18 protein-coding genes and 1 tRNA gene are annotated in these 20,101 nt (G+C 74.2%); 10 read left to right on the plus strand and 9 right to left on the minus strand.

Annotated features, from left to right (window positions below):
- Positions 1-131: 131 nt before the first annotated feature.
- A complete protein-coding gene (locus AB0G13_RS23975; protein ID WP_357878117.1) occupies positions 132-1,784 on the plus strand; it encodes an alpha-amylase family protein in 1,653 nt (550 codons plus the stop codon).
- Between the two features lie 4 nt (positions 1,785-1,788).
- Here the strand turns inward: AB0G13_RS23975 and AB0G13_RS23980 are convergent, their stop codons facing one another.
- A complete protein-coding gene (locus AB0G13_RS23980; protein WP_357878120.1) occupies positions 1,789-3,372 on the minus strand; it encodes a DUF4139 domain-containing protein in 1,584 nt (527 codons plus the stop codon).
- Positions 3,373-3,482: 110 nt separating this feature from the next.
- Between AB0G13_RS23980 and fabG the strand changes: the two genes are divergently transcribed.
- Entirely contained in the window at positions 3,483-4,241 is a 759-nt protein-coding gene (fabG, locus tag AB0G13_RS23985) for a 3-oxoacyl-ACP reductase FabG (RefSeq protein ID WP_357878123.1), read from the plus strand.
- A gap of 184 nt (positions 4,242-4,425) precedes the next feature.
- Here fabG and AB0G13_RS23990 read toward each other — a convergent pair whose 3' ends face one another.
- Positions 4,426-4,845 carry a hypothetical protein gene (locus tag AB0G13_RS23990; protein WP_357878126.1) on the minus strand — a complete coding sequence of 140 codons (420 nt, stop codon included), beginning with the start codon at positions 4,843-4,845 and terminating at the stop codon, positions 4,426-4,428.
- Positions 4,838-5,233 carry a hypothetical protein gene (locus AB0G13_RS23995; protein WP_357878129.1) on the minus strand — a complete coding sequence of 132 codons (396 nt, stop codon included), beginning with the start codon at positions 5,231-5,233 and terminating at the stop codon, positions 4,838-4,840. Before AB0G13_RS23995 ends, AB0G13_RS23990 begins: the two co-directional genes overlap by 8 nt.
- A 245-nt stretch (positions 5,234-5,478) precedes the next feature.
- Here AB0G13_RS23995 and AB0G13_RS24000 point away from each other — a divergent pair, with 245 nt between their 5' ends.
- The gene (locus AB0G13_RS24000; protein WP_357878181.1) at positions 5,479-6,384 is read left to right on the plus strand and encodes a Gfo/Idh/MocA family oxidoreductase; all 906 of its coding nucleotides are present in this window, start codon (positions 5,479-5,481) and stop codon (positions 6,382-6,384) included.
- 473 nt (positions 6,385-6,857) lie between these two features.
- On the plus strand, positions 6,858-7,655 hold the full coding sequence (gene erm / locus AB0G13_RS24005) for an ErmE/ErmH/ErmO/ErmR family 23S rRNA (adenine(2058)-N(6))-methyltransferase (RefSeq protein ID WP_357878132.1): 798 nt from the start codon (positions 6,858-6,860) through the stop codon (positions 7,653-7,655).
- Positions 7,656-7,681: 26 nt separating this feature from the next.
- Here the strand turns inward: erm and AB0G13_RS24010 are convergent, their stop codons facing one another.
- Positions 7,682-7,873: a DUF2795 domain-containing protein gene (locus tag AB0G13_RS24010; RefSeq protein ID WP_357878135.1), complete on the minus strand. Its 192-nt coding sequence runs from the start codon at positions 7,871-7,873 to the stop codon at positions 7,682-7,684.
- Between the two features lie 92 nt (positions 7,874-7,965).
- Between AB0G13_RS24010 and AB0G13_RS24015 the strand changes: the two genes are divergently transcribed.
- Positions 7,966-9,222, plus strand: coding sequence for an erythromycin esterase family protein (locus AB0G13_RS24015; protein WP_357878139.1), 1,257 nt, complete (start codon positions 7,966-7,968; stop codon positions 9,220-9,222).
- A gap of 101 nt (positions 9,223-9,323) precedes the next feature.
- Here the strand turns inward: AB0G13_RS24015 and AB0G13_RS24020 are convergent, their stop codons facing one another.
- The 3 genes from AB0G13_RS24020 to AB0G13_RS24030 form a co-directional block, all read right to left on the minus strand.
- Positions 9,324-11,528: an MMPL family transporter gene (locus AB0G13_RS24020; protein ID WP_357878142.1), complete on the minus strand. Its 2,205-nt coding sequence runs from the start codon at positions 11,526-11,528 to the stop codon at positions 9,324-9,326.
- 38 nt (positions 11,529-11,566) lie between these two features.
- On the minus strand, positions 11,567-12,112 hold the full coding sequence (locus AB0G13_RS24025; protein ID WP_357878145.1) for a helix-turn-helix domain-containing protein: 546 nt from the start codon (positions 12,110-12,112) through the stop codon (positions 11,567-11,569).
- Positions 12,113-12,382: 270 nt separating this feature from the next.
- Positions 12,383-12,817: a helix-turn-helix domain-containing protein gene (locus AB0G13_RS24030; RefSeq protein WP_357878148.1), complete on the minus strand. Its 435-nt coding sequence runs from the start codon at positions 12,815-12,817 to the stop codon at positions 12,383-12,385.
- A gap of 78 nt (positions 12,818-12,895) precedes the next feature.
- On the opposite strand from AB0G13_RS24030, the gene AB0G13_RS24035 reads away from it, so the two are divergent.
- The 5 genes from AB0G13_RS24035 to AB0G13_RS24055 all read left to right on the plus strand — a co-directional run bounded on the left by AB0G13_RS24035 (position 12,896) and on the right by AB0G13_RS24055 (position 18,166).
- Positions 12,896-14,353: an MFS transporter gene (locus AB0G13_RS24035; protein WP_357878151.1), complete on the plus strand. Its 1,458-nt coding sequence runs from the start codon at positions 12,896-12,898 to the stop codon at positions 14,351-14,353.
- Between the two features lie 249 nt (positions 14,354-14,602).
- Complete coding sequence (locus AB0G13_RS24040) at positions 14,603-15,400, plus strand: isocitrate lyase/phosphoenolpyruvate mutase family protein (RefSeq protein ID WP_357878154.1); 798 nt, start codon at positions 14,603-14,605, stop codon at positions 15,398-15,400.
- 31 nt (positions 15,401-15,431) lie between these two features.
- Positions 15,432-16,391, plus strand: coding sequence for a non-homologous end-joining DNA ligase (ligD, locus tag AB0G13_RS24045; RefSeq protein ID WP_357878157.1), 960 nt, complete (start codon positions 15,432-15,434; stop codon positions 16,389-16,391).
- Positions 16,392-16,731: 340 nt separating this feature from the next.
- Positions 16,732-17,235 (plus strand): DUF1772 domain-containing protein, encoded by a 504-nt coding sequence (locus AB0G13_RS24050; RefSeq protein ID WP_357878160.1) that lies wholly within the window; start codon positions 16,732-16,734, stop codon positions 17,233-17,235.
- Between the two features lie 412 nt (positions 17,236-17,647).
- Positions 17,648-18,166: a hypothetical protein gene (locus tag AB0G13_RS24055; RefSeq protein WP_357878163.1), complete on the plus strand. Its 519-nt coding sequence runs from the start codon at positions 17,648-17,650 to the stop codon at positions 18,164-18,166.
- A 563-nt stretch (positions 18,167-18,729) separates the two neighbouring features.
- On the opposite strand, the gene AB0G13_RS24060 is transcribed toward AB0G13_RS24055, so the two are convergent.
- Both AB0G13_RS24060 and AB0G13_RS24065 read right to left on the minus strand, forming a co-directional pair.
- Positions 18,730-18,804, minus strand: a tRNA-Arg gene (locus AB0G13_RS24060).
- 301 nt (positions 18,805-19,105) lie between these two features.
- A complete protein-coding gene (locus AB0G13_RS24065) occupies positions 19,106-19,798 on the minus strand; it encodes a winged helix-turn-helix domain-containing protein (protein WP_088998637.1) in 693 nt (230 codons plus the stop codon).
- Positions 19,799-20,101: the final 303 nt, after the last annotated feature.

Below are 20,101 nucleotides of genomic sequence, written 5' to 3' on the forward strand. Positions count from 1 at the left end.
CGGCCCGCGAGCTGGCGCGACCGGCGCGACCGGCCCGCGAGGTGGCGCAACCGGCGCGACCGGCGCCTGCGTGGGCCGCCGGGCGGAGGTCGGCGTTTGCCGGACGGCGGGATCGGAGACATTAGCCAGGCATGGCTGACAGGTGGTACTCGGAGGCGGTCGTCTACTGCCTCGACATCGACACGTACGCGGACTCCGACGGCGACGGGGTCGGTGACATCCGGGGGCTCATCGGCCGGCTGGACTACCTCGCCCGGCTGGGCGTGACCTGCCTCTGGCTGCACCCCATCCACCCGTCGCCCAACCGGGACGACGGCTACGACGCGACCGACTTCTACAACGTCGACCCGCGCTTCGGCACCCTCGGCGACTTCGCCGAGCTGCTGCACCAGGCGCAGAACCGCGGCATCCGGGTGATCATCGACCTGGTCGTGAACCACACCTCGAACGAGCACCCGTGGTTCCAGTCCGCCCGCTCCTCGCCCGACTCGCCGTACCGGGACTGGTACGTCTGGTCCGACCACGAGCCGAGCGACCGGCACCAGGGCATGGTCTTCCCCGGCGAGCAGCACGAGACGTGGAGCTACGACCGGACCGCCAAGGCCTGGTACTACCACCGGTTCTACAAGTTCCAGCCGGACCTGAACTTCACGAACCCGGCGGTCCGCGAGGAGATCAAGAAGATCGTCTCGTTCTGGCTCCAGCTCGGCGTCTCCGGCTTCCGGATGGACGCGGTGCCGTTCATCATCGAGCTGACCGAGCCGGGCAACCCGAACTCGCCGAAGGACTTCGAGTTCCTCACCGAGCTGCGCCAGCACGTGCAGTGGCGCCGGGGCGACGCCGTCCTGCTCGCCGAGGCCAACGTCGAGCCCGACCAGCTGCCGACCTTCTTCGCCGACAGCGGCGGCTCGGGCAACCGGCTGCACATGCTCTTCGACTTCATGCTCAACGGGCGGCTGATGCTGGCCCTGGCCCGGCAGGACCCGGAGCCGATCATCGAGGCGCTGCGGGACACCCCGGCGCTGCCCGAGGGCGGGCAGTGGGCCACCTTCCTGCGCAACCACGACGAGATCGACCTCTCCCGGCTCACCGCCGAGCAGCGCAACCAGGTGTACGCGGAGTTCGGCCCCGACGAGAACATGCGCATCTACGACCGGGGCATCCGCCGCCGGCTCGCCCCGATGCTCGGCAACGACCGCCGCCGCATCGAGCTGGCGTACGCGTTGCAGTTCTCGCTGCGCGGCACGCCGGTGCTGCGCTACGGCGAGGAGATCGGCATGGGGGAGGACCTGTCGCTGCCGGGGCGGGAGGCGATCCGCACCCCGATGCAGTGGTCGTTCCAGCCGAACGCCGGCTTCTCCACGGCCGACCCGGAGAAGCTGGTCCGCCCGGTGATCGACAAGGGCGACTTCTCGTACGAGAAGGTCAACGTGACCGCCCAGCGCAGCGACCCGAAGTCGCTGCTCGCCTGGTTCGAGCGGATGATCCGTACGCTCCGCGAGGCCCCCGAGGTGGGCTCGGGCTCGACCACCCACATCGACGTGGCGATGCCGCCGGGTGTGCTGGCGCACCGGGCCGACGGGCGCACCGGCACGATGGTCTTCGTGCACAACCTCGGCACCACCGACGCCGAGGTGGACCTCAGCATGCTGGAGCCCGAGGCGGACCTGCCCATCGACGTCCTCGCCGACCGCAACTACGGCGAGGTCGGCAAGCTGGACCGCCTCAAGGTGGCCGGCCACGGCTACCGGTGGATCCGCCTCTGCCGCGGGCGCGGCCTCTGAGCGGTCACTCCCGCCAGCCGGCCAGCTCGACCCCCTTGGCGAGCTCGACCCGGAAGCCCATGGTGATCTCGCCGCTCTCCCCCGGCCCGAGCCGCAGCTGCCAGGTCAGCTCGCCCAGCTCCGTGCGCTCGGCCGGGGGCGGGACGAGGGTGGGTTCCCGCACGACCACTGCCTCGTCGCGGGACACCGGCAGCTGGTCGCGTACCTCGACGGTCGCCGGCCGGGGCGTGTGGTTGGCCACGCTGATCCGGTACTCCACGTCCCGCCGCCGGGTCGAGCCGAGCGTGGCCCGGGTCTCGGCGCGCCGGCTGAGTTTCCGCTCCACCCGGACCCGGTCGTCCACCCCGAGCGCCAGCTCGGTCTCCTCACCGGGCGCCCACGTCGGCAGCCGGGTGGCCGCGACGAAGTCGGCGCCGTGGAAGACCGCCGCCGGGCCGGGGAGCAGCGTGTGCGACGAGGTGTTGCGCACCGTGGCACGCAGGTGCGCCTCGGTCGCGCGGACCGGCACGGTCACATGGTCCAGCTGGGCCGGCAGCTCCAGCACGGCGATGGTGGCCCGGTGGGCGCTGCCGTCCGCCGGCACCGCGACCGGGCGGGCCGGCCGGTAGGTGGCCGCGGCGACGCCCTGCTCGACCGTGGCCGCGCTCTCCCGCACCTCGGCGCGTGGCGGGGCGGACCGGGCCACCGCACCGGCGGGCGCCGCGCCGGGCGCCGGGGGCGGCGGCATCGCGCCGAAGCTCGCCGACGCCGCCATCGGCGGCGGCAGCGGCCGGGCCCGGTCGAGATACCAGGGCGTCAGTTCGGGTACGCGGGTCGCCGCCGCCGGCCGGGCCGTCGAGAGTTCGAGCACGCACTCCGGCCAGTCCTCGCCGGTGTCCTGGCTGACCAGCCCGAACCAGGTGACGGTCATGGTGTCGTCGACCAGCCGCAGGTCGTAGGAGGGCTGCCAGCGGGCCCCGTCGATCAGGTAGCTCAGCTCCAGGTCCAGCTCGTCGTCGTCGGCGTCCACCGACACGGTCACCTCGGCAACCAGCTGGTCCGGTTTCCGCTTGCCGCGCGTGGCGTCCAGCTGCCGCTTGACGGCCGCCAGCTCCTCGGTCAGGTCGGTACGCCGCCGGGCCAACGCACGACGGCGGCGCTGGGAGTCGGCGAGCTGACCGGCCACCGAGTCGGCGAAGGTGGCCACGTCGGTCGGGGCGGCGTCACCGGAGGCCAGCGCGCGGGCGTACGTGCCGCCGGCCCGGTCGGCCAGCCGGGTGAGGAACTGCCCCCGCTGCGTCTCGACCTCGCCCGCGTCCTCGACCTCGGCCAGCTCGTCGGCCAGCTCCCGGTTGCGCTGCTCCAGCTCGCGGACCTGCCCGTCGGTGCTGCGTGGCTGCCGCCACGTCGTGACGTCCACGCCGAGCACCGTGGCCGCGCCCCGACCGCCGACCCGCAGCGAGTCCCGCCGCAGGCCCAGCGGCAACGGTGCGATGCGTACCCGGTGCTCACCGGCGGCCAGCCGGGTGCTGCCCCGGCGGGTGACCCGGGCCCGGTCCGGATAGACGGTGACGCCGACGACGGGTGCTTCGATCTCCACAGCCTCCACGGCGGGCAGAGTAGTCGGACGGCGCTCGTGACGGCGTCCCGCGCCGGCCGGCGCCGCCGTGCGGCTGGGTTAAGCTCCTTCGATCGAACGCAAGTTACCGGGAGGTAGGCATGTCGGAGGAGCAGCGGGTCGCCATCGTCACGGGGGCGGCGCGGGGGATCGGGGCGGCCACCGCCCGGCGGCTGGCGGCCGACGGCCTCGCGGTCGCCGTGGTCGACATCGAGGAGTCGGCGACCAAGGAGACCGTGGACGCCATCGCCGCCGCCGGCGGCCGAGCGCTCGGCGTCGGCGCGGACGTGTCCGACCGGGCCCAGGTCGAGGCGGCCGTGCAGCGGGTCGCCGCCGAACTCGGCGCCCCGACGGTGCTGGTCAACAACGCCGGCGTGCTCCGCGACAACCTGCTGTTCAAGATGACCGACGCCGACTGGGACACGGTCATGGGCGTGCACCTGCGCGGCGCGTTCCTGTTCAGCCAGGCCGCCCAGAAGCACATGGTCGAGGCGAAGTGGGGCCGGATCGTCAACCTGTCCAGCACCTCGGCGCTGGGCAACCGGGGCCAGGCGAACTACGCCGCGGCGAAGGCCGGCCTCCAGGGCTTCACCAAGACCCTCGCCATCGAGCTGGGCCCGTTCGGGGTGACCGTCAACGCGGTCGCGCCCGGCTTCATCGTCACCGACATGACCGCCGCCACCGCCGCCCGGATGAAGGTCGACTTCGAGGCGCTCCAGAAGCACGCCGAGTCGGAGATCGCGGTGCGCCGGGTCGGCCGCCCCGAGGACGTGGCGCACACCATCTCGTTCCTGGCCAGCGAGGGCGCGTCCTTCGTCTCCGGCCAGGTGATCTACGTGGCCGGCGGCCCCAAGGACTGACCCCCCAGCCCCCCCCACCCCACCCCCACGAGCCCCGCCCCGGAACGTCGATCACGCAGTTGTGGTGCCCCGCAAGGCCGGCGAACCCGGCCACAACGGGCACCACGACTGCATGATCGTCACTTGTTCTTCGCGGCGGGGGCGTGGGGGCGTGGGGCGGTGGCGGGGCGTGGGGCGGTGGGGGTCAGGGCGTGGCGGGGCGGGTGCGCCAGAGCCAGAGCAGGCCGAGCACCGGGAGGACCAGCGGGATGTAGCCGTACCCGCTGCCGAACTGCGACCAGACCGTCTCGTCGGGGAAGAGCTCCGGGTCGGCGAGGCTGAGGGCCCCGACGCCGAGCACCCCGACCAGCTCCACGGCGCAGCACGCCAGGGCGACGCGCCGCCCGGCGGCGCCGGCGCGGGCCAGCCCCACCGCCGCGACGATGTAGACGGCCGCGGCGAGGGCCGAGAGCAGGTACGCCACGGGCGCCTCGTCGAACTTCGTGGCGATCTGCAGGCCGGCGCGGCTCGTCGCGGCGATCGCGAAGAGCAGGTAGACCGCGATCAGCAGTCGTCCCGGGCCGGCGTTGGTCCGCTTCACCTCCGGGGCGCGTACGTCAGCCACCCAGCGCCTCCCAGGTCTGCTGGAGCCGTACGGCGACCACCGGCGTGACCAGGCAGACCGCGCAGACGATCGCCGAGCCCCAGCGCGTCGGCTCCATCCGGGCCAGCACCCAGGCCAGCGGCGGCAGGCAGACCAGCGTCGCCAGGTAGCCGAAGAAGGCCCCCGGCTCGCCCGGCCGCTCGCCGGCGCCGAGGGCGACCAGCGCCAGCGCCGCCAGCGCGAGCAGCGCCACCTCCAGCACGGCCAGGCCGACGAACTGCGCCCGGTCCGGCGCGCGATGCCGCAGCGTGGCGACCAGCGCCCAGGCGGCGACGAGGAGCGACAACACGATCGAGGCGGTCGCGAGGAGCCCGTCCACCGGCGAACCCGCCGACGCCGCGCTGGTCATCGGGGCGATCCGGGGTGCGGTTCGGTCACCGGCACAGCCTACTAACCCGCGTAGTACACCCCGCCACCCGCCGCCCCGTCGTTTCACCGGCCACCGCCTTCGTCTGCTTGCCGCCAGCCGTCTTCGTCGGCTCACCCGCCGGGCGGCTGGCGTCCATCGGCGTCGTCCGGGCGGGCGCGGGATCGGGCGACTAGCGTGGACCGGGGCCACGGGTGCCGTGGCGGGACGATGAGGTGGGGGTACTCGTGGTGCGGTTCGGGTTGTTCGGCACCGGTCACTGGGCGGCGGAGACGCACGGCGCGGCGTTGGACGTGCACCCGGGGGTCGCGTTCGCCGGCGTGTGGGGCCGGGACCCGCGCAAGGCCGCCGCCCTGGCCGAGCGCTACGGGGTGCCGGTGTTCGACGACGCCGACGCGCTCATCGACGCCTGCGACGCGATCGCCGTGGCCCTCCCCCCGGACGTCCAGGCCGGCATCGCCGTCCGCGCGGCCACCGCCGGCCGGCACCTGCTGCTGGACAAGCCGCTCTCGTTGAGCGTCGCCGACGCCGACCGGGTGGTCGACGCCGCGCAGGCGGCGGGCGTGGCCTCGGTGGTCTTCTTCACCGGCCGCTACCAGCCGGACGTCGCCGCCTTCCTCGCCTCGACGGCCGCCGTCGGCGGGTGGCACACCGCCAAGGCGATCCGGTTCGGGTCCATCTTCCAGCCCGGCAACCCGTACGGGGCCTCGCCCTGGCGTCGGGAGCACGGCGCGCTGTGGGACGTCGGCCCGCACGCGCTGTCGATCCTTCTGCCGGTGCTCGGCCGGGTCACCCGCGTCGCCGCGATGGACGGGCCGCGCGGGCTCGTCCATCTGCTCCTCACCCACGACGGGGGCGCGACCAGCACGGTGTCGCTGACCCTGGACGCCCCGCAGGAGGCGGTGAGCCGGGAGTTCGTCTTCTACGGCGAGAACGGCGTGGAGACCGTTCCGGCCGGCGAGGGCGACTCGGCGACCGCGTTCGGCGTGGCCATCGACCAGTTGCTGGAGGAGATCGGGTCGGGCACCCGGGACCACCGCTGCGACGTGCGCTTCGGCCGCGAGGTCGTCGCCGTGCTCGCCGCCGCCGAGGCCGCCCGCGCCGAGGGCCGCACCGTCGATCTGCCGGCCTGAGGCGCAGGGTCCACCCCGCCCAGCCGGGAGGGCGCCGCCGAGGCGGAAAAGCGGTCGCCTCGCGGGGCCGGGCGCGGCTAGGGTCGCCGCATGTCCGCGCACGCTCTGATCGAGGGGGTCGGCACGCCGGCCGCCTTCGGGCCGCTCCTGGCGGCCCGCCCGCGAGTCCGGCGTCCGGCCCTGGCCGGCGCGACCCGCGACTGACCCCGCACCGCACCCGCGACGCCACCGCCCCGGCATCCCCGGGCACGGCGCCGCCCCCGCCACGCATCCGGGCCCCGTCCCGGGACCGGGTGCCGCCCGTCGGCGCCACCCGGTCGCCCACTGCGGCGTGGCGGGTTCGCCGTGCGCCGCCGATTACCGCGTTCCGCGTCCCGCACAGGGCCGTCCGAGTCCCCGACCACTCGGACAGGCCCCGCTCGCGGCTGCCTGTCCGTTCCGTCGCCGCACGGCGACAGACAGGACGACGACCCGTGGCGCCCCGCCGTACCCGAGCAACCGAACGCGACCGGTCCCGTCGCGTACTCTCCCAGAACTTCCTCGCCGACCCGGCCGCGATCGCCAGGATGGTGCACGCCGCCCGCCCCGGGCCCGACCGGCTCCTGCTGGAGGTGGGTGCCGGCCGGGGCCAGCTCACCCGGCCGCTCGCGGCCCGCTGCCGGCACCTGACGGCGTACGAGGTGGACCCGGCCGCCGGCGCCGAGCTGGCCCGGGTCTGCGCGGCCCTGCCGAACGTGACCCACCGGCAGGTCGACTTCCTCACCGTCACCCCGCCGCCGGAGGAGTTCGACGTGGTCGGCAACATTCCCTGGTCGCTGACCTCGGCCGTGGTCCGCTGGTGCCTGGGCGCGCCCGGCCTGGGCGCGGCCACCCTGCTCACCCAGTTGGAGTACGCCCGCCGGCGCAGCGGCGACTACGGCCGGTGGACCAGGCTGACCGTGCTGACCTGGCCGGAGTTCGGCTGGCGGCTCGCCGGGCGGGTGCCCCGCACCGCGTTCCGCCCGGTGCCGGGGGTGGACGCCGGCATCCTGCGGATCCAGCGGCGACCGGAGCCGCTGCTGGCCGCGTCGGCGCTGCCGGCGTACCGCCGGATGGTGGAGATCGGCTTCGACGGGGTCGGCGGTTCGCTCGCGGCCTCGCTGGCCCGGCACCACCCGCGGGCGCGGCTGTCGGCGGCGCTGCGGGCGACCCGGCTCGACCCGGCCACCCCGGTCGGGCACGTCTGGCCTGAGCAGTGGCTGGTGCTGTTCCGGCTGCTGCACGCCCGCTGACCGTGCCGCCGCACGCCCGTTGACGGTCAGGCCAGCGTGTTCAGGGCCTCGCTCAGCTCGGCGGGGGAGTCGAACTCCTCCGCCGGCAGGGCGCGGAGCGTCTGGAGCATCTCCGTGCTGACCCCGTTCTCCTGGCCCCAGCGGACCAGGTCCTCGCGGGAGACCGGGTAGTCGAGCCCGGCCAGGTACTCCTGCAACTGCACGCCGGTGACGGTCATGCCGGCGGGCTACCCGCTCAGCCCGCCGGCACACCGCCCCGCCGATCGACCATCGGCGGTTTGCCCCGGCGGCGCGCCGGGTAGCCGCCGGCATGCTGGTTCAGCGGCTCGGCGCGCCGAGCGACTTCGACCCGTTGCTGGAGCGCGTCCGGGACGCCCGGATCGTGATGATCGGCGAGGCGACGCACGGCAACTACGACTACTACCGCCTGCGCGAACAGCTCACCCGCCGGCTGATCGCCGAGTGCGGGTTCTCGTTCGTCGCCGTGGAGGGGGACTGGCCCGACTGCGACCGGGTGCACCGCTCGGTGACCGCCGCCGCGGGCGGGGCCGTCGAGCCGCGTACCGCGCTGGAGCGCTTCGAGCGCTGGCCGACGTGGATGTGGGCGAACGCCGAGGTGGCCCGCTTCTGCTCCTGGTTGCGGGCGTGGAACGTGGAGCGCCCCGAGGACGCCCGGGCCGGCTTCCACGGCCTGGACGTCTACAGCCTCTGGGAGTCCATGCAGGCGATCTTCGACTACCTCGGCGAGGAGGACCCGAACTCGCTGGAGGCGGCGCAGGACGCGTACCGCTGCTTCGAGCCGTACGGCAAGCGGGTCGAGGAGTACGGCATGGCGAGCCGGTTCGTCTCCGCCCGCTGCGAGGAGGAGGTCGTGCGGCTGCTGGCGCGTACCCGCGAACAGGCCGCCGCGGACGGCCCGGACAGCTTCTCGGCCTGGCAGAACGCGGAGGTGGTGGCCGGCGCGGAGCGCTACTACCGGGCGATGGTGCGCGGCGGGCCGGATTCGTGGAACATCCGGGACACCCACATGGCGGACACCCTGGACCGGCTGCTGGAGCGCTACGGTCCGGGCGCGCGGGGCGTCGTCTGGGCGCACAACACGCACGTCGGCGACGCCAGGGCCACCGACATGGCCGCCGACGGGATGGTCAACATCGGCCAGCTCGCCCGCGAACGGCACGGTGCCGACGACGTGGTCCTGGTCGGCTTCGGCGGCTACCGGGGCACGGTGATCGCCGCGCCCCGCTGGGGCTCGCCGGCCGAGGCGATGGTGGTGCCGCCGGCCCGCGCCGGCTCGGTCGAGCACCGGCTGCACGAGCTGATGCCCGAGCGGGCGGTGCTGGTCTTCGGCGGCGACGACCAGCCCGGTTGGGTCACCGGGACCGCCGACCACCGGGCGATCGGGGTGGTCTACGACCCGTCGTTCGAGTCGTGGGGCAACTACGTGCCGACCCGCCTGGGGGAACGCTACGACGCCTTCGTCTGGTGCGACGAGACGACGGCCCTGCACCCGCTCCCGGCCCTGACCACCCCGGGCGAGATGGAAACCTACCCGGCCGGCGTCTGACCCCCTCTCCACCCGGTGATCATGCAGTTGTGGTGCCCGTTACCGCCGGTTTTCGCCGGTTGTGCGGGGCACCACAACTGCATGATCGACAGGTTGGTGGGTCAGGCGCGGGCGGGGGAGCTCTCGTCCAGGTGGGCGCGCAGGCCCTCGCCCTCGATGTCGACGTTGGGCAGGATCTTGTCCAGCCAGCGGGGGAGCCACCAGGCCCGCTTGCCGAGCAGCGACATCACGGCCGGCACGATGGTCATCCGGACCACGAACGCGTCGATGGCGACGCCGACGGCGAGCGCGAAGCCCATCGACTTGATGACCGGGTCCTCGAGGAAGACGAAGCCGCCGAACACCGAGATCATGATCAGCGCGGCGGCGGTCACCACCCGGGCGCCGTGCCCCATCCCGTTGATGGTCGCCTGCTGCGCGGTGTCGCCGTGCACGAAGTCCTCCCGCATCCGGGAGACCAGGAAGACTTCGTAGTCCATCGCCAGGCCGAACAGGATGCCGATCAGCAGGATCGGCAGGAAGCTGACCAGCGGGCCGGGCGTGTCCAGGCCGACCAGGTCCGCGAGGTGCCCCTGCTGGAACACCGCCACGGTGATGCCGAAGGTGGCGGCGACGGTGAGCAGGAAGCCCAGCGCGGCCTTGACCGGCACCAGCAGCGAGCGGAAGACCAGCATCAGCAGCAGCACCGAGAGCCCCACCACCAGCAGCAGGTAGACCGGCAGGGCGTCGGAGAGCTTCTCGGAGACGTCGATGCCGATCGCGGTCGCCCCGGTCAGCAGCACGTCGACGTCGCGGAACTCGCCCACCGCCGCGCGGACGTCGTTGACCAGGGTCTCGGTGGCCTCCTCGGTCGGGCCCGTCTTCGGCACCACCCCGAGCAGCGCGGTGCGGCCGTCCGGGCTGAGCTGCGGCGGGGCCACCGCGAGGACGTTCTCGGTGCGCTGGACCAGCGCGGTGACCTGCGGGATGGCGGCCGCGGTCGCCTGCGGGGTGTCCCCGGCGACCACCACCGCGAGCCGGCCGGTGAAGCCCGGCCCGAAGCCCTCGGTGATCAGGTCGCTCGACTCCCGGGCCGGCGAGCCGACCGGCGCGGTGCCCGCGTCGGGCAGCGCCAGCCGCATGTCGGGCGCGGGCAGCGCGAGCAGCCCCAGCCCGATCAGCCCGACCAGGATGACCGGCACCTGGAACCGGGTGACGAGGCGCGCCCAGCGGAACCCGAAGCCCGACCGGTCCTCGGCCGGCGGGGTGGCCGCACCGGCGGCGTCGACCGCGCCGTCCCCGGCCGGCACCGTCGAGCGTAGCTTGCGGGGCAGCACCCTGCGGCCGGCGAAGCCGAGCAGGGCCGGCTGGAGCGTGATCGCGACCAGCACCGCGACGGTGACCGTGCCGGCGGCGGCCAGACCCATCACCGTCAGGAACGGGATGTTCACCACGGCGAGCCCGGCCAGCGCGATGACCACGGTGGCGCCGGCGAAGACCACGGCCGAGCCGGCGGTGCCCACGGCGCGGCCCACCGCCTCGTCCGGCGGCAGACCCTCGATCAGGTTCTGCCGGTAGCGGGAGGTGATGAAGAGCGAGTAGTCGATGCCGACCGCGAGGCCGAGCATCAGGGCGAGGATCGGCGCGGTGCTGCTCAGGTCGACCACGCTGCTGATCGCGAAGAGACCCGCCATGCCGACGCCCACGCCGATCAGCGCGTTGAGCATGGTCATCCCGGCCGCCACCAGCGAGCCGAACGTGACCACCAGGACGATCGCGGCGACCGCCACACCGATCGCCTCGGTGGAGCCGACCTCCGGCACGCTGCTGAGCACCTCGCCGCCGGGCGCGACCTCCCAGCCCTGGGCCTCGGCCCGCTCGCCGACCTTCTCGTACGCCTCGCGCTGGGCGTCGGTCACCTCGTCGGCGCCGGTGGCGAACTGGACCTGGACCAGCGCGTACCGGCCGTCCGGGGAGACCGCCCCCACCTGGAACGGGTCGACGGCGCCGACGACGCCGGGCAGCGTCGCGGCCTCCTGGGCGAGTTCCTTCACCACGGCCTGTCCCTGCGGGCCGGCGAGCGCGCCGTCGGCGGGCGCCTTGACCGCGATCGTGCCGGTCGCGCCGCTGGCCGCCGGGAACTGCTCGGCGAGCAGGTCCAGGGCGCGCTGCGACTCCGTGCCGGGCATGGTGAAGTTGTCGGCTATCGGGCCGCGCAGGGTCGCGGCGGCGAGTCCGAGACCGACGAGTACGACGAGCCAGATCGCCGCGACGAGTCGCCGCCGGCGCATCGAGCCCCGGCCGAGCCGGTAGAGCAGGGTGGCCATGAGTTCCTTGTCCTCGGTCGTGGATGGTTGGGGACGGATCAGTCGACGGGCTCCAGTGCCCGCCGGGCGAGCGCCAGCAGGGCGGCGCGCAGCTCCTCGTCGGGCACGTCGGCGAACTCCCCGCAGCTCTCGGAGATGCCGGCGAGCAGCACCAGGGCCGCGATCCGGGCGGACGGGCGTTGCGGGTGCCCGGCGAGCGCGTCGACCAGCCGCTCGGAGATCCGCTGGATGTGCGCGAAGGCGGGCTGCTGGAGCAGCTCCGGGAACTCGCCCCGGAGCAGGGCGATCTCGCGCCGGAAGCGGACCGCGAGGTCGACGAAGCCCTCGGCGGCGACCCGCTGGGCGGCCGCGCCGCGATGCGCGCGGATCCGCTCGTCGAGCGCCTGGAGAACGCCGATCGCCGGGGCCATCAGCTCGGTGAGGATGGCCTCCTTGTTGGCGAAGTGGTAGAGCACCGCCGCCTTGGAGCAGCCCACCTCGCGGGCGATGTCCTGCAACGAGGTGCCCCGGTAGCCGGTCGTCGCGAAGCGTCGAGCCGCCGCCACGAGGATCTCGTCGTGCGTCTCCGGAACCATCCGCGCCATGCCGGTCCACCTCCCCGACCAGCATGCCTGACCGATCGGTCAGACCCTGACCGATCGGTCAGATGGAGGGCGTGGCCTTCCCCACACGCTTCCGAGGTTTACCGCTGCGGCGGCTCGGAGGGGCCGACGTGCCGGCCGTGCCGACGTGACTCCCGGGGCGCCCGAGGCCGGCGTGAGGCCGTGGCCGGCGTGGCGGGTGGCGCAGTGGAAGGTCGTGGGTGCCTCAGGCCTCCGGTGGCACCCGTGAGGTGCCTCCGAGCCGTCGGCGCGTCAGTCGACCGCGCCGTGCGCCCGGTCGTACGCGGCCCGGGCGTCGGCGATCGCGCTGCGGTGCCGCTCCGCCCAGCTGGTCAGGGCGACCAGCGACTCGTAGAGCTCCAGCGCGATCGGGGTGGCGGTGTACTCCACCTTCGGCGGGACGGTCGGATAGACCTCCCGGTGCAGCAGGCCGTCGCGTTCCAGGTTGCGCAGGGTCAGGGTGAGCATCCGGCGGCTGATCCCCTCCACGCAGCGCTCCAGTTCGGTGAAGCGCACCGGGCCCTGGGAGGCGGCCACCAGGATGCCGATGCTCCACTTGCCGCCCACCCGGTCGAGCACCTCACGGACCGTGCAGGCCTTGGCTTGGCCCGGGGTGAAGGGCTCGTCGACCGCCTCGCACGCCTGGGGCGCCCGCCCGACGGTCACATCGCTGTTCCCCTGGGACATGAAAGTGCCTCCTTACGCTCCGCCTCATGGTCACAGAGGATGGCCCTGGTAACAAACCGTGCACCTAGGGGGCGTCCGATGTCCACCCGTACCGTCGATTCCCGCTGGCCGGCGCTGCTCCTGCTCTGCGCCGGCAGCCTGATGATCATCCTGGACGGCAGCGTCGTCGCGGTGGCGCTGCCGGCCATCCAACGGGACCTCGGTTTCACCGCGACCGGCCTGGCCTGGGTGGTCAACGCCTACCTCGTCGCCTTCGGCGGGCTGCTGCTGCTCGGCGGACGCCTGGGCGACCTGCTCGGCCGCCGGGCGGTCTTCCTGGCCGGCGTCGCGCTGTTCACCCTCGCCTCGCTGCTCTGCGCGGTCGCGACCGGCCCGGCGGTGCTCGTGGTGGCGCGCTTTCTCCAGGGCGCCGGCGGGGCGCTCACCATGGCGGTCAGCCTCGGCATGATCGTCCGGCTCTTCCCCGCCCCGGGCGAGCGGGCCCGGGCCATCGCCGTCTTCAGCTTCACCGGCGCCGCCGGTTCGTCGATCGGGATGCTCGCCGGGGGAGTCCTCACCGACCTCGCCGGTTGGCCCGCCATCTTCGGGATCAACCTGCCGATCGGGCTGGGGATCCTGCTGGGCGCCGTACGCCTGCTCGACGCCGACCGCGGCGTCGGGCTGCGGGCGGGCCTGGACCTGCTCGGGGCGGCGCTGGTCACCGCCGGCCTGATGCTCGCCGTGCTGGCGATCGTGGGCGCCGGCGAGCACGGCTGGGCCTCGGCCCGGACGGTCGGCGCGGCCGGGTTCGCGGCGGCGCTGCTCGGGGCGTTCGCGCTGCGGCAGCGGGCGACCGCCACCCCGCTGCTCCCGCCGCGGGTGCTGCGTACCCCCGACCTGGTCGCCGCCAACGTCGTGCAGTTCCTGATGGTCGCCGCGTTCTTCGGCTTCCAGTTTCTGCTCGCGCTGGAACTCCAGCTGGTGCTCGGCCTCGACGCGGCGGCCACCGGGCTGGCCTTCCTGCCCACGCCGGTGGTGATCGCGCTGGTCTCGCTCGGTCTCGCCGGCCGGCTGACCGCCCGGTACGGCGCCCGACCGGTGCTGCTCACCGGGCTCGCGCTGGCAGTGGTCGGGTTCCTGCTGCTCGCCCGGCTCCCCGTCGACGGCGGCTACCTGACCGACGTGCTCCCCGCGCTGCTCGTCTTCGGCGCTGCCGGCGGGCTCTCGCTGCCGGCGGTGACGACCCTGGCGATGGCCGGCGCCGACCCGGCGGACGCCGGGCTCGCCTCCGGGCTGGTCAACACCACCCAGCAGGTCGGCGGCGCGCTCGGGCTGGCCGCGCTCGCGACCCTGGCCGCCACCCGCACCGACGGCCTGCGGGACGCCGGGTGGGCGGCGGCCGACGCGCTCGCCGCCGGGTACCGGACCGCCTTCGCCGTGGCCGCCGCCCTCGTCACGGCCGCCCTCCTGCTCGCCCTGGCGACCCTGCGCCGTCGCCCGGCCCCGGAACCCGCCCCGGCCCGGACCGCACCCCCGCTGCGGGCCCCGACGGCCTGACCACCTCCGCCCGGCGCTGACCGTGCCCCGGACAGGCCGAGCTGCGCGGCGAGCGCCCGGGTGGCGGGCAGCCGGGCCGACGGGGCGAGCCGGCCGTCCCGGATCGCGTCGCGCAGCGCCCGCTCCAGCCCCGCCCGGCGCCCGGCCGACGCGTCCAGCTCCAGATGCAGGTCGACGCCGAAAGCGGCCCAGTCCACCGGCACGGCATTGGAGCTCAGAGCCGGGCGCCGGCCGGCCGAGAATCGGCGTATGACCGACGACCTTGCCGGCCGGGCGGCGGCGCTGCGCGCGCAGCACCGGCCCGGTGACCCGCTGATCCTGCCCAACGCCTGGGACGCCGGCTCCGCCCGCCAGGTCGCCGCCGCCGGCTTCCCGGCCGTGGCCACCAGCAGCAGCGCCGTCGCCGAATCGCTCGGCCACGCCGACGGCGAGGCCGCCCCGCCTGGGGAGATGTTCGCCGCCGTGGCCCGCGTCGCCCGCGCGGTCGCCGTCCCGGTCACCGCCGACCTGGAGCGGGGGTACGGGCTGCGCCCCGCCGAGCTGGTGGAGCGCCTGCTCGACGCCGGGGCGGTCGGGCTCAACCTGGAGGACTCGGACCCGCGTACCGGCCGGTTGGTCGACGCCGGGGCGCAGGCCGACCTGCTGGCCGAGGTCCGGGCGGCGGCCGACGCGGCCGGGGTGCCCGTGGTGCTCAACGCCCGGATCGACGTCTTCCTCGATGCTGGCGGCGACCCCGCCGCCCGGCTCCCCGATGCGGTCCGCCGGGCCACCCGCTACCTCGCCGCCGGCGCGGACTGCGTATACCCGATCCTGCTCGCCGACCCGGCGGTGCTGTCCGCGCTGGTGGCGGCCGTGCCCGGCGCGGTGAACGCGCTCGCCCGACCCGGCGCGCCGGCGGTGTCGGAGCTGGCCGCGCTCGGGGTGGCCCGGGTCAGCTACGGCGGGGGCCTGTACGCCGCCGCGCGCGGGCACACCCAGCGGCTGCTCGACGCCGTCCGGGCCGGCGGCGACCCGTTCGTCGCGGTCCGCTCCGCCGCGTCCGGTTGACCGCCGGCCCCCGGGCCGCGAAGGTGGTCGGATGAGTGGCGCTGACGAGACCCGGGACGGGGTGTCGCTGACCAACCTCGACCAGCCGCTGTTCGACGGCGCCGACGCGACCAAGCGGGACCTGGTCGACTACCTCGACGCGGTGCACGAGCGGATCCTGCCGCAGCTGCGCGGCCGGCCGCTGTCGGTGATCCGGGTCCGGCCGGGGCAGCCGCCGTTCATGCAGAAGAACCTGCCGAAGTACACCCCGGACTGGGTGGCCCGCACCCCGGTCTGGGCCGAGGCGTCGCACCGCGAGATCTCGTACGCGCTCTGCGACGACCGGCGCACCCTGCGCTGGTTCGCCAACCAGCGCGCGCTGGAGTACCACCCCACCCTGGCCACGGTCGACGACCTGCACCGCCCCACCCACCTGGTGCTGGACCTCGACCCCCCGGAGGGTGACTCCTTCGCGTTGGCGGTCGCCGCCGCGCGGCTGGTCCGGCAGGCGCTCGCCGACGCGGGGCTCGCCGGTGCGGTCAAGACCAGCGGGGCCAAGGGCGTGCACGTCTTCGTGCCGGTGGCGCAGGGCGCCACGGTGGAGGACATGGCCGCCGCGACCCGCGCGGTGGCCGCCCGCGCCGAACGGTTGGACCCGGCGCTGGCCACCACCGCCTTCATCCGCGAGGACCGGGGCGGCAAGGTGTTCGTCGACTCGACCCGGGCCGGCGGGGCGACCGTGGTGGCCGCCTACAGCCCCCGGCTGCGGCCGGGCGTGCCGGTCTCCTTCCCGGTCGACTGGGCCGACCTGGGCGACGTGACCCCGGCGGACTTCACGATCCGTACCGCCCCGGCGCTGGTCGCCGAGCGCGATCTCTGGGCCGAGCGGCTGCCCGCGCCGCAGCGACTCCCGGCGGACCTGGTCGCGGAGGGCCACACCATCCCGGTCGCCCGCGTGCAGGCCATGCACGAGGGCAAGCGCCGGGCCCGCGCCCGCCGCGCCGCCGACTGACGTACGCCCGCCGCCCGTCGGCCCCCTCCGTCGCCTGTCGCCGGCCACCCGTCGGTCCGTCGCCTGTCGGCCCTCCGTCGCCTGTCGACCCCGTCGCCTGTCGGCCCTCCGTCGCCTGTCGTGGGTTGCCCCTCGACCATGCCCGTCGGCCACCTCGGCTACGTCGGGAAGCGACGCCCGACCGCGCGGGCGGGCGACCGGTCCGTGCCGCCGTACGTCCAGAGTCGACGCCGCGTTCGCGCCGTCGGGCGGCAGACGGGCGGCGGCGGCCGCCCTAGCGTCGACGACGACCCCAGCGGACGGCGCCAGCACGGCGTCGACTGGATCGGCAGGAGGACCCATGACCCGCGACAAGCTGACCTGGACGGTGCTCATCGCTCTGGTGTGGACGGCGATGATGTCGTTCGGCGGCGTCGCCGCCGAGACCGTGATGCTCTACCCCAACATCTTCGGCGACCCCCCGGCGTCGCTCGACCGGGCCCGCGAGTTCCTGGTGGCGGGCGGCCCGAGTGACTACTTCCCGCCGCTCGGCGCGACCGTCGTGCTCGCCTGCCTCGCGGCGGCGGTGCTCACCTGGCGCGACCGCCGGCTGCGCTGGTGGATCGCCGGCGCGGCCGTGGTCTTCGTCGCCTGCGAGTTCCTGTTCTCGGTCTTCTTCTTCTGGCCGCGCAACGAGATCATGTTCGTCGACCCGGTCGGCACGCACTCCCCGGAGTACCTGCGTCAGGTCGCGGCCGAGTTCGTCGCCGGGCACCGGGTGCGGCTGGTGGGCGGGGCGGTGACGGCCGCGTTGGCGTTCACCGCGCTGCTGCGCTGGGCCCGCGCGACCGCGCCTCGGACCTGACGGAACCGCCCGACGCCTTCCGCCCGTCCCGACCGGGCGGCGGCCGGAGCACAGGAGGAGGCCGCCGACCAGGTTTCCTGGTCGGCGGCCTCTCCTGCTGCTTGTCGTCGTGCCCCGGCACGATTGGCACCTGCGCCCCCGCCCCCGGAGAGATGTGCCCCCATCCGTGCGGCAGGCGCTGGCGTAGCCAGCCGCGCGAGGCGGTGGGCGGAGTCGTCCGTGTTCACGCCCGGTGCCCGGCGACGCAGCGGCTTCCCGCGCGGCCGGCACGTGCCCCTGTGGCAACCATGATCCAGTAGTCTCCCGCTCATGATCGCGCTGCCCTCGCCTCGCGTTCATGGCGAGTCCGCGCCGCTGCGGCCCGCTCCGCCGCCACCCGTGCTGCGGCCAGTCCATCTCTGAGGAGGATCTGGTGATCAGAGCCCATGCGAAGACCCTGGCCTTGATTGTCGGCGTGCTCTTCGTCCCGTTGATCCTGGTCGGATGCGCAAGAAGTGAGGATTCGGGGGAGACCAGGATCTTCGAGATCGAGAACACGGAGGAGGTCTTCGGCAAGAAGGACGAAGACGCCGTGACCGTCAGGAAGCACTACATGATCCTGAACCCGCCCGAGGATCTGACGGAACTGAAGGAACTGGTCGACAAGTACGGCAAGGAGCATCCAGTCGAGCGGGAAATCGAAGCGGCAGAGGGAAAGACCCGCTTCTTCCACATGTACTTCTACCGGGAGAGCGACGACCTGCCGAGGAACTGGCAGCCGGATGAGGGCTACCTGAGCACGGATCGGATGGAGCACCACAAGAACGATCTCATTGCGGCGATAGATTGGTCGGACGCAGACCCGCAAAAAGAATACTACAGTTATGAAAAGAGCAAGGATGGGAAGATCGTCAAGCGGATGCGTTTCGTGGGGAACCAGCTTGTCGAGTGAGCTGGAGTCTCAAGCAGGTGTGCAGCGGTTGCGATAACTTCCACACGCGCCGCACCTGGTCCGCAGCTGGCCCCGCCGACGCCCGGTGGTGGTGAGCCCCGAGCAGCCGAAACCGCCCTTCGGCCGAAGCGGGCCGGCCGGCCGATCACCGGAGAGCCCTGCGTGGTCCCTTCCGGCAGGGTGTCCACCGCGGTGCAATCGCGCCGGACCAACTCCACGGTCCCGATCATCGCGGCGTCGGTGGCCGCGCCTCCGCCCGCCTGGATGATCCGGCTCGGCCCACGCCAGGAGGCGCGCCCCGTCGGTAGCCACCTCTTCCGGGGCGAGTGGTCCGACCAGATCCTCTTCGCCATCGTGGCCCGCGAACGGTGGTCACGCGCGCCGCCAGTCCAGGCGGCTGGAGTTCCCGTCCTGCGCTCGGCCACGACTGACCCGCGCCGAACTTCGGCACCCAGCGGGCGCAGACGCCCGTCACGGGCCGCTGACAGCCGGACGTGGCCGGACGCACGACAAAGGCCGCTGCCTGGGCTTGCCCTGGTCAGCGGCCTTGATCGTGCTCATCGTGGTGCCCCCGGCAGGATTCGAACCTGCGCCCCCGCCTCCGGAGGGCGGTGCTCTATCCCCTGAGCTACGGGGGCTCAGCGACTCGAGAAGACTAGCAAACGCCTCCCCGGAACGCCGAATCGGTATCCGGTGCCCGCCCTCGTGTCGCCCTGCCCGGTACTGCCTGCGCCGCAGGCCGTTCCGAGAGGAGGGCGGACGCCCTCAGGCGGCACGAGTGGAGCCTCACGGCTGTGTCCCGTCGTCCGATGCGACCATGACGTTCCACTCGTCGATGCCCGCCGGCCGCTTCGGCCGTCGCGCCGGGTCGGGCGGGCCCGGCTCGGGCCGTCGCACCTGACGTCGGGCGTACGGTGCGGGCGCCGGCGCTGTGGGTGGTCAGGCGGCGACGGCGCGGCCGCAGCTGGGCAGCGGGTGCAGCACGATGCGGCGGGGCAGGCGCCGGGGCCACTCGTTGCGGGGCCAGGAGCCGTCCACGATCAGGTGCACGGTCCGCTGCTCCTCGCCGCTGAGCCGCAGCACGAAGTCACGGGGGAGCGGCGGGTCGACCGACGGTGTGGTGATCATGAAGCGCACCCGGCCGCGGGACGAGACGGCGGAGATGACGTCCGCCGCCGGCATCGTGCCGCGCAGGCGTACCCGGCCGATCCAGTAGACCTCGGCGAGGTGCTCCTGGGCCGCCCGGGTGATGGCCGGGTACTCGCTGCGCACCCAGCGCTCCACCGCGCCGACGCAGAGGCCGCAGGCCCGCTCCCGGGGCTCCCGCGGGCCCAGCCCCCAGGCCCGCAGGTACGCCCCGACCGCCCCGGCGTCCATGGGCGCCTCGAAGCGGCGCTGGATGAGGGCGTGCAGGCTCTGTCGCGTCCACAGCTCCTCGTCCAGCCCCAGCTCGTCGGGGTAGACGCCCCGCAGGACGTCGATGAGTTCGAGCTCCTGTTCGCGGCTGAGCGTTCCCGGCTCGCCCTGCCGCTGTCCGCGACGGACGGCTGCCACCGCCCCGTCACCGCCGATGGTGTGGCGCCGGCACCAGCTGGTGACCGAGCGCCGTGCGTCTCTCAGTGCAACCCCCACGTCCTGCGCAACGAGCCCGAATCGCAACTGGTCACGATATGTGTGGAGAAAACTCTCTTAGTGTCGGAATCGGGCGTTCCGGTCAATCAGGTCGTTCGCCCGTCAGGCCGGACGCGGAGCGGTCGCGGCGTGGTCGGCGCACGCGTGGACGGAGAGCAGCGCGAGGGTGGCGCGGGGCGCGACGGCCGGGCCGGTAACCGGGCGCGGGAAGGTCGCTTCGGCCTCGGGCCGGGAACGGCGAGAGGTCCGCGTCGGCCGGGGTGAACCGGCGGCGACGCGGACCTCTCGACGGACAGCGGGGCG

It is taken from the genome of Micromonospora sp. NPDC023633 (assembly GCF_040640035.1).
Lineage (GTDB): Bacteria > Actinomycetota > Actinomycetes > Mycobacteriales > Micromonosporaceae > Micromonospora.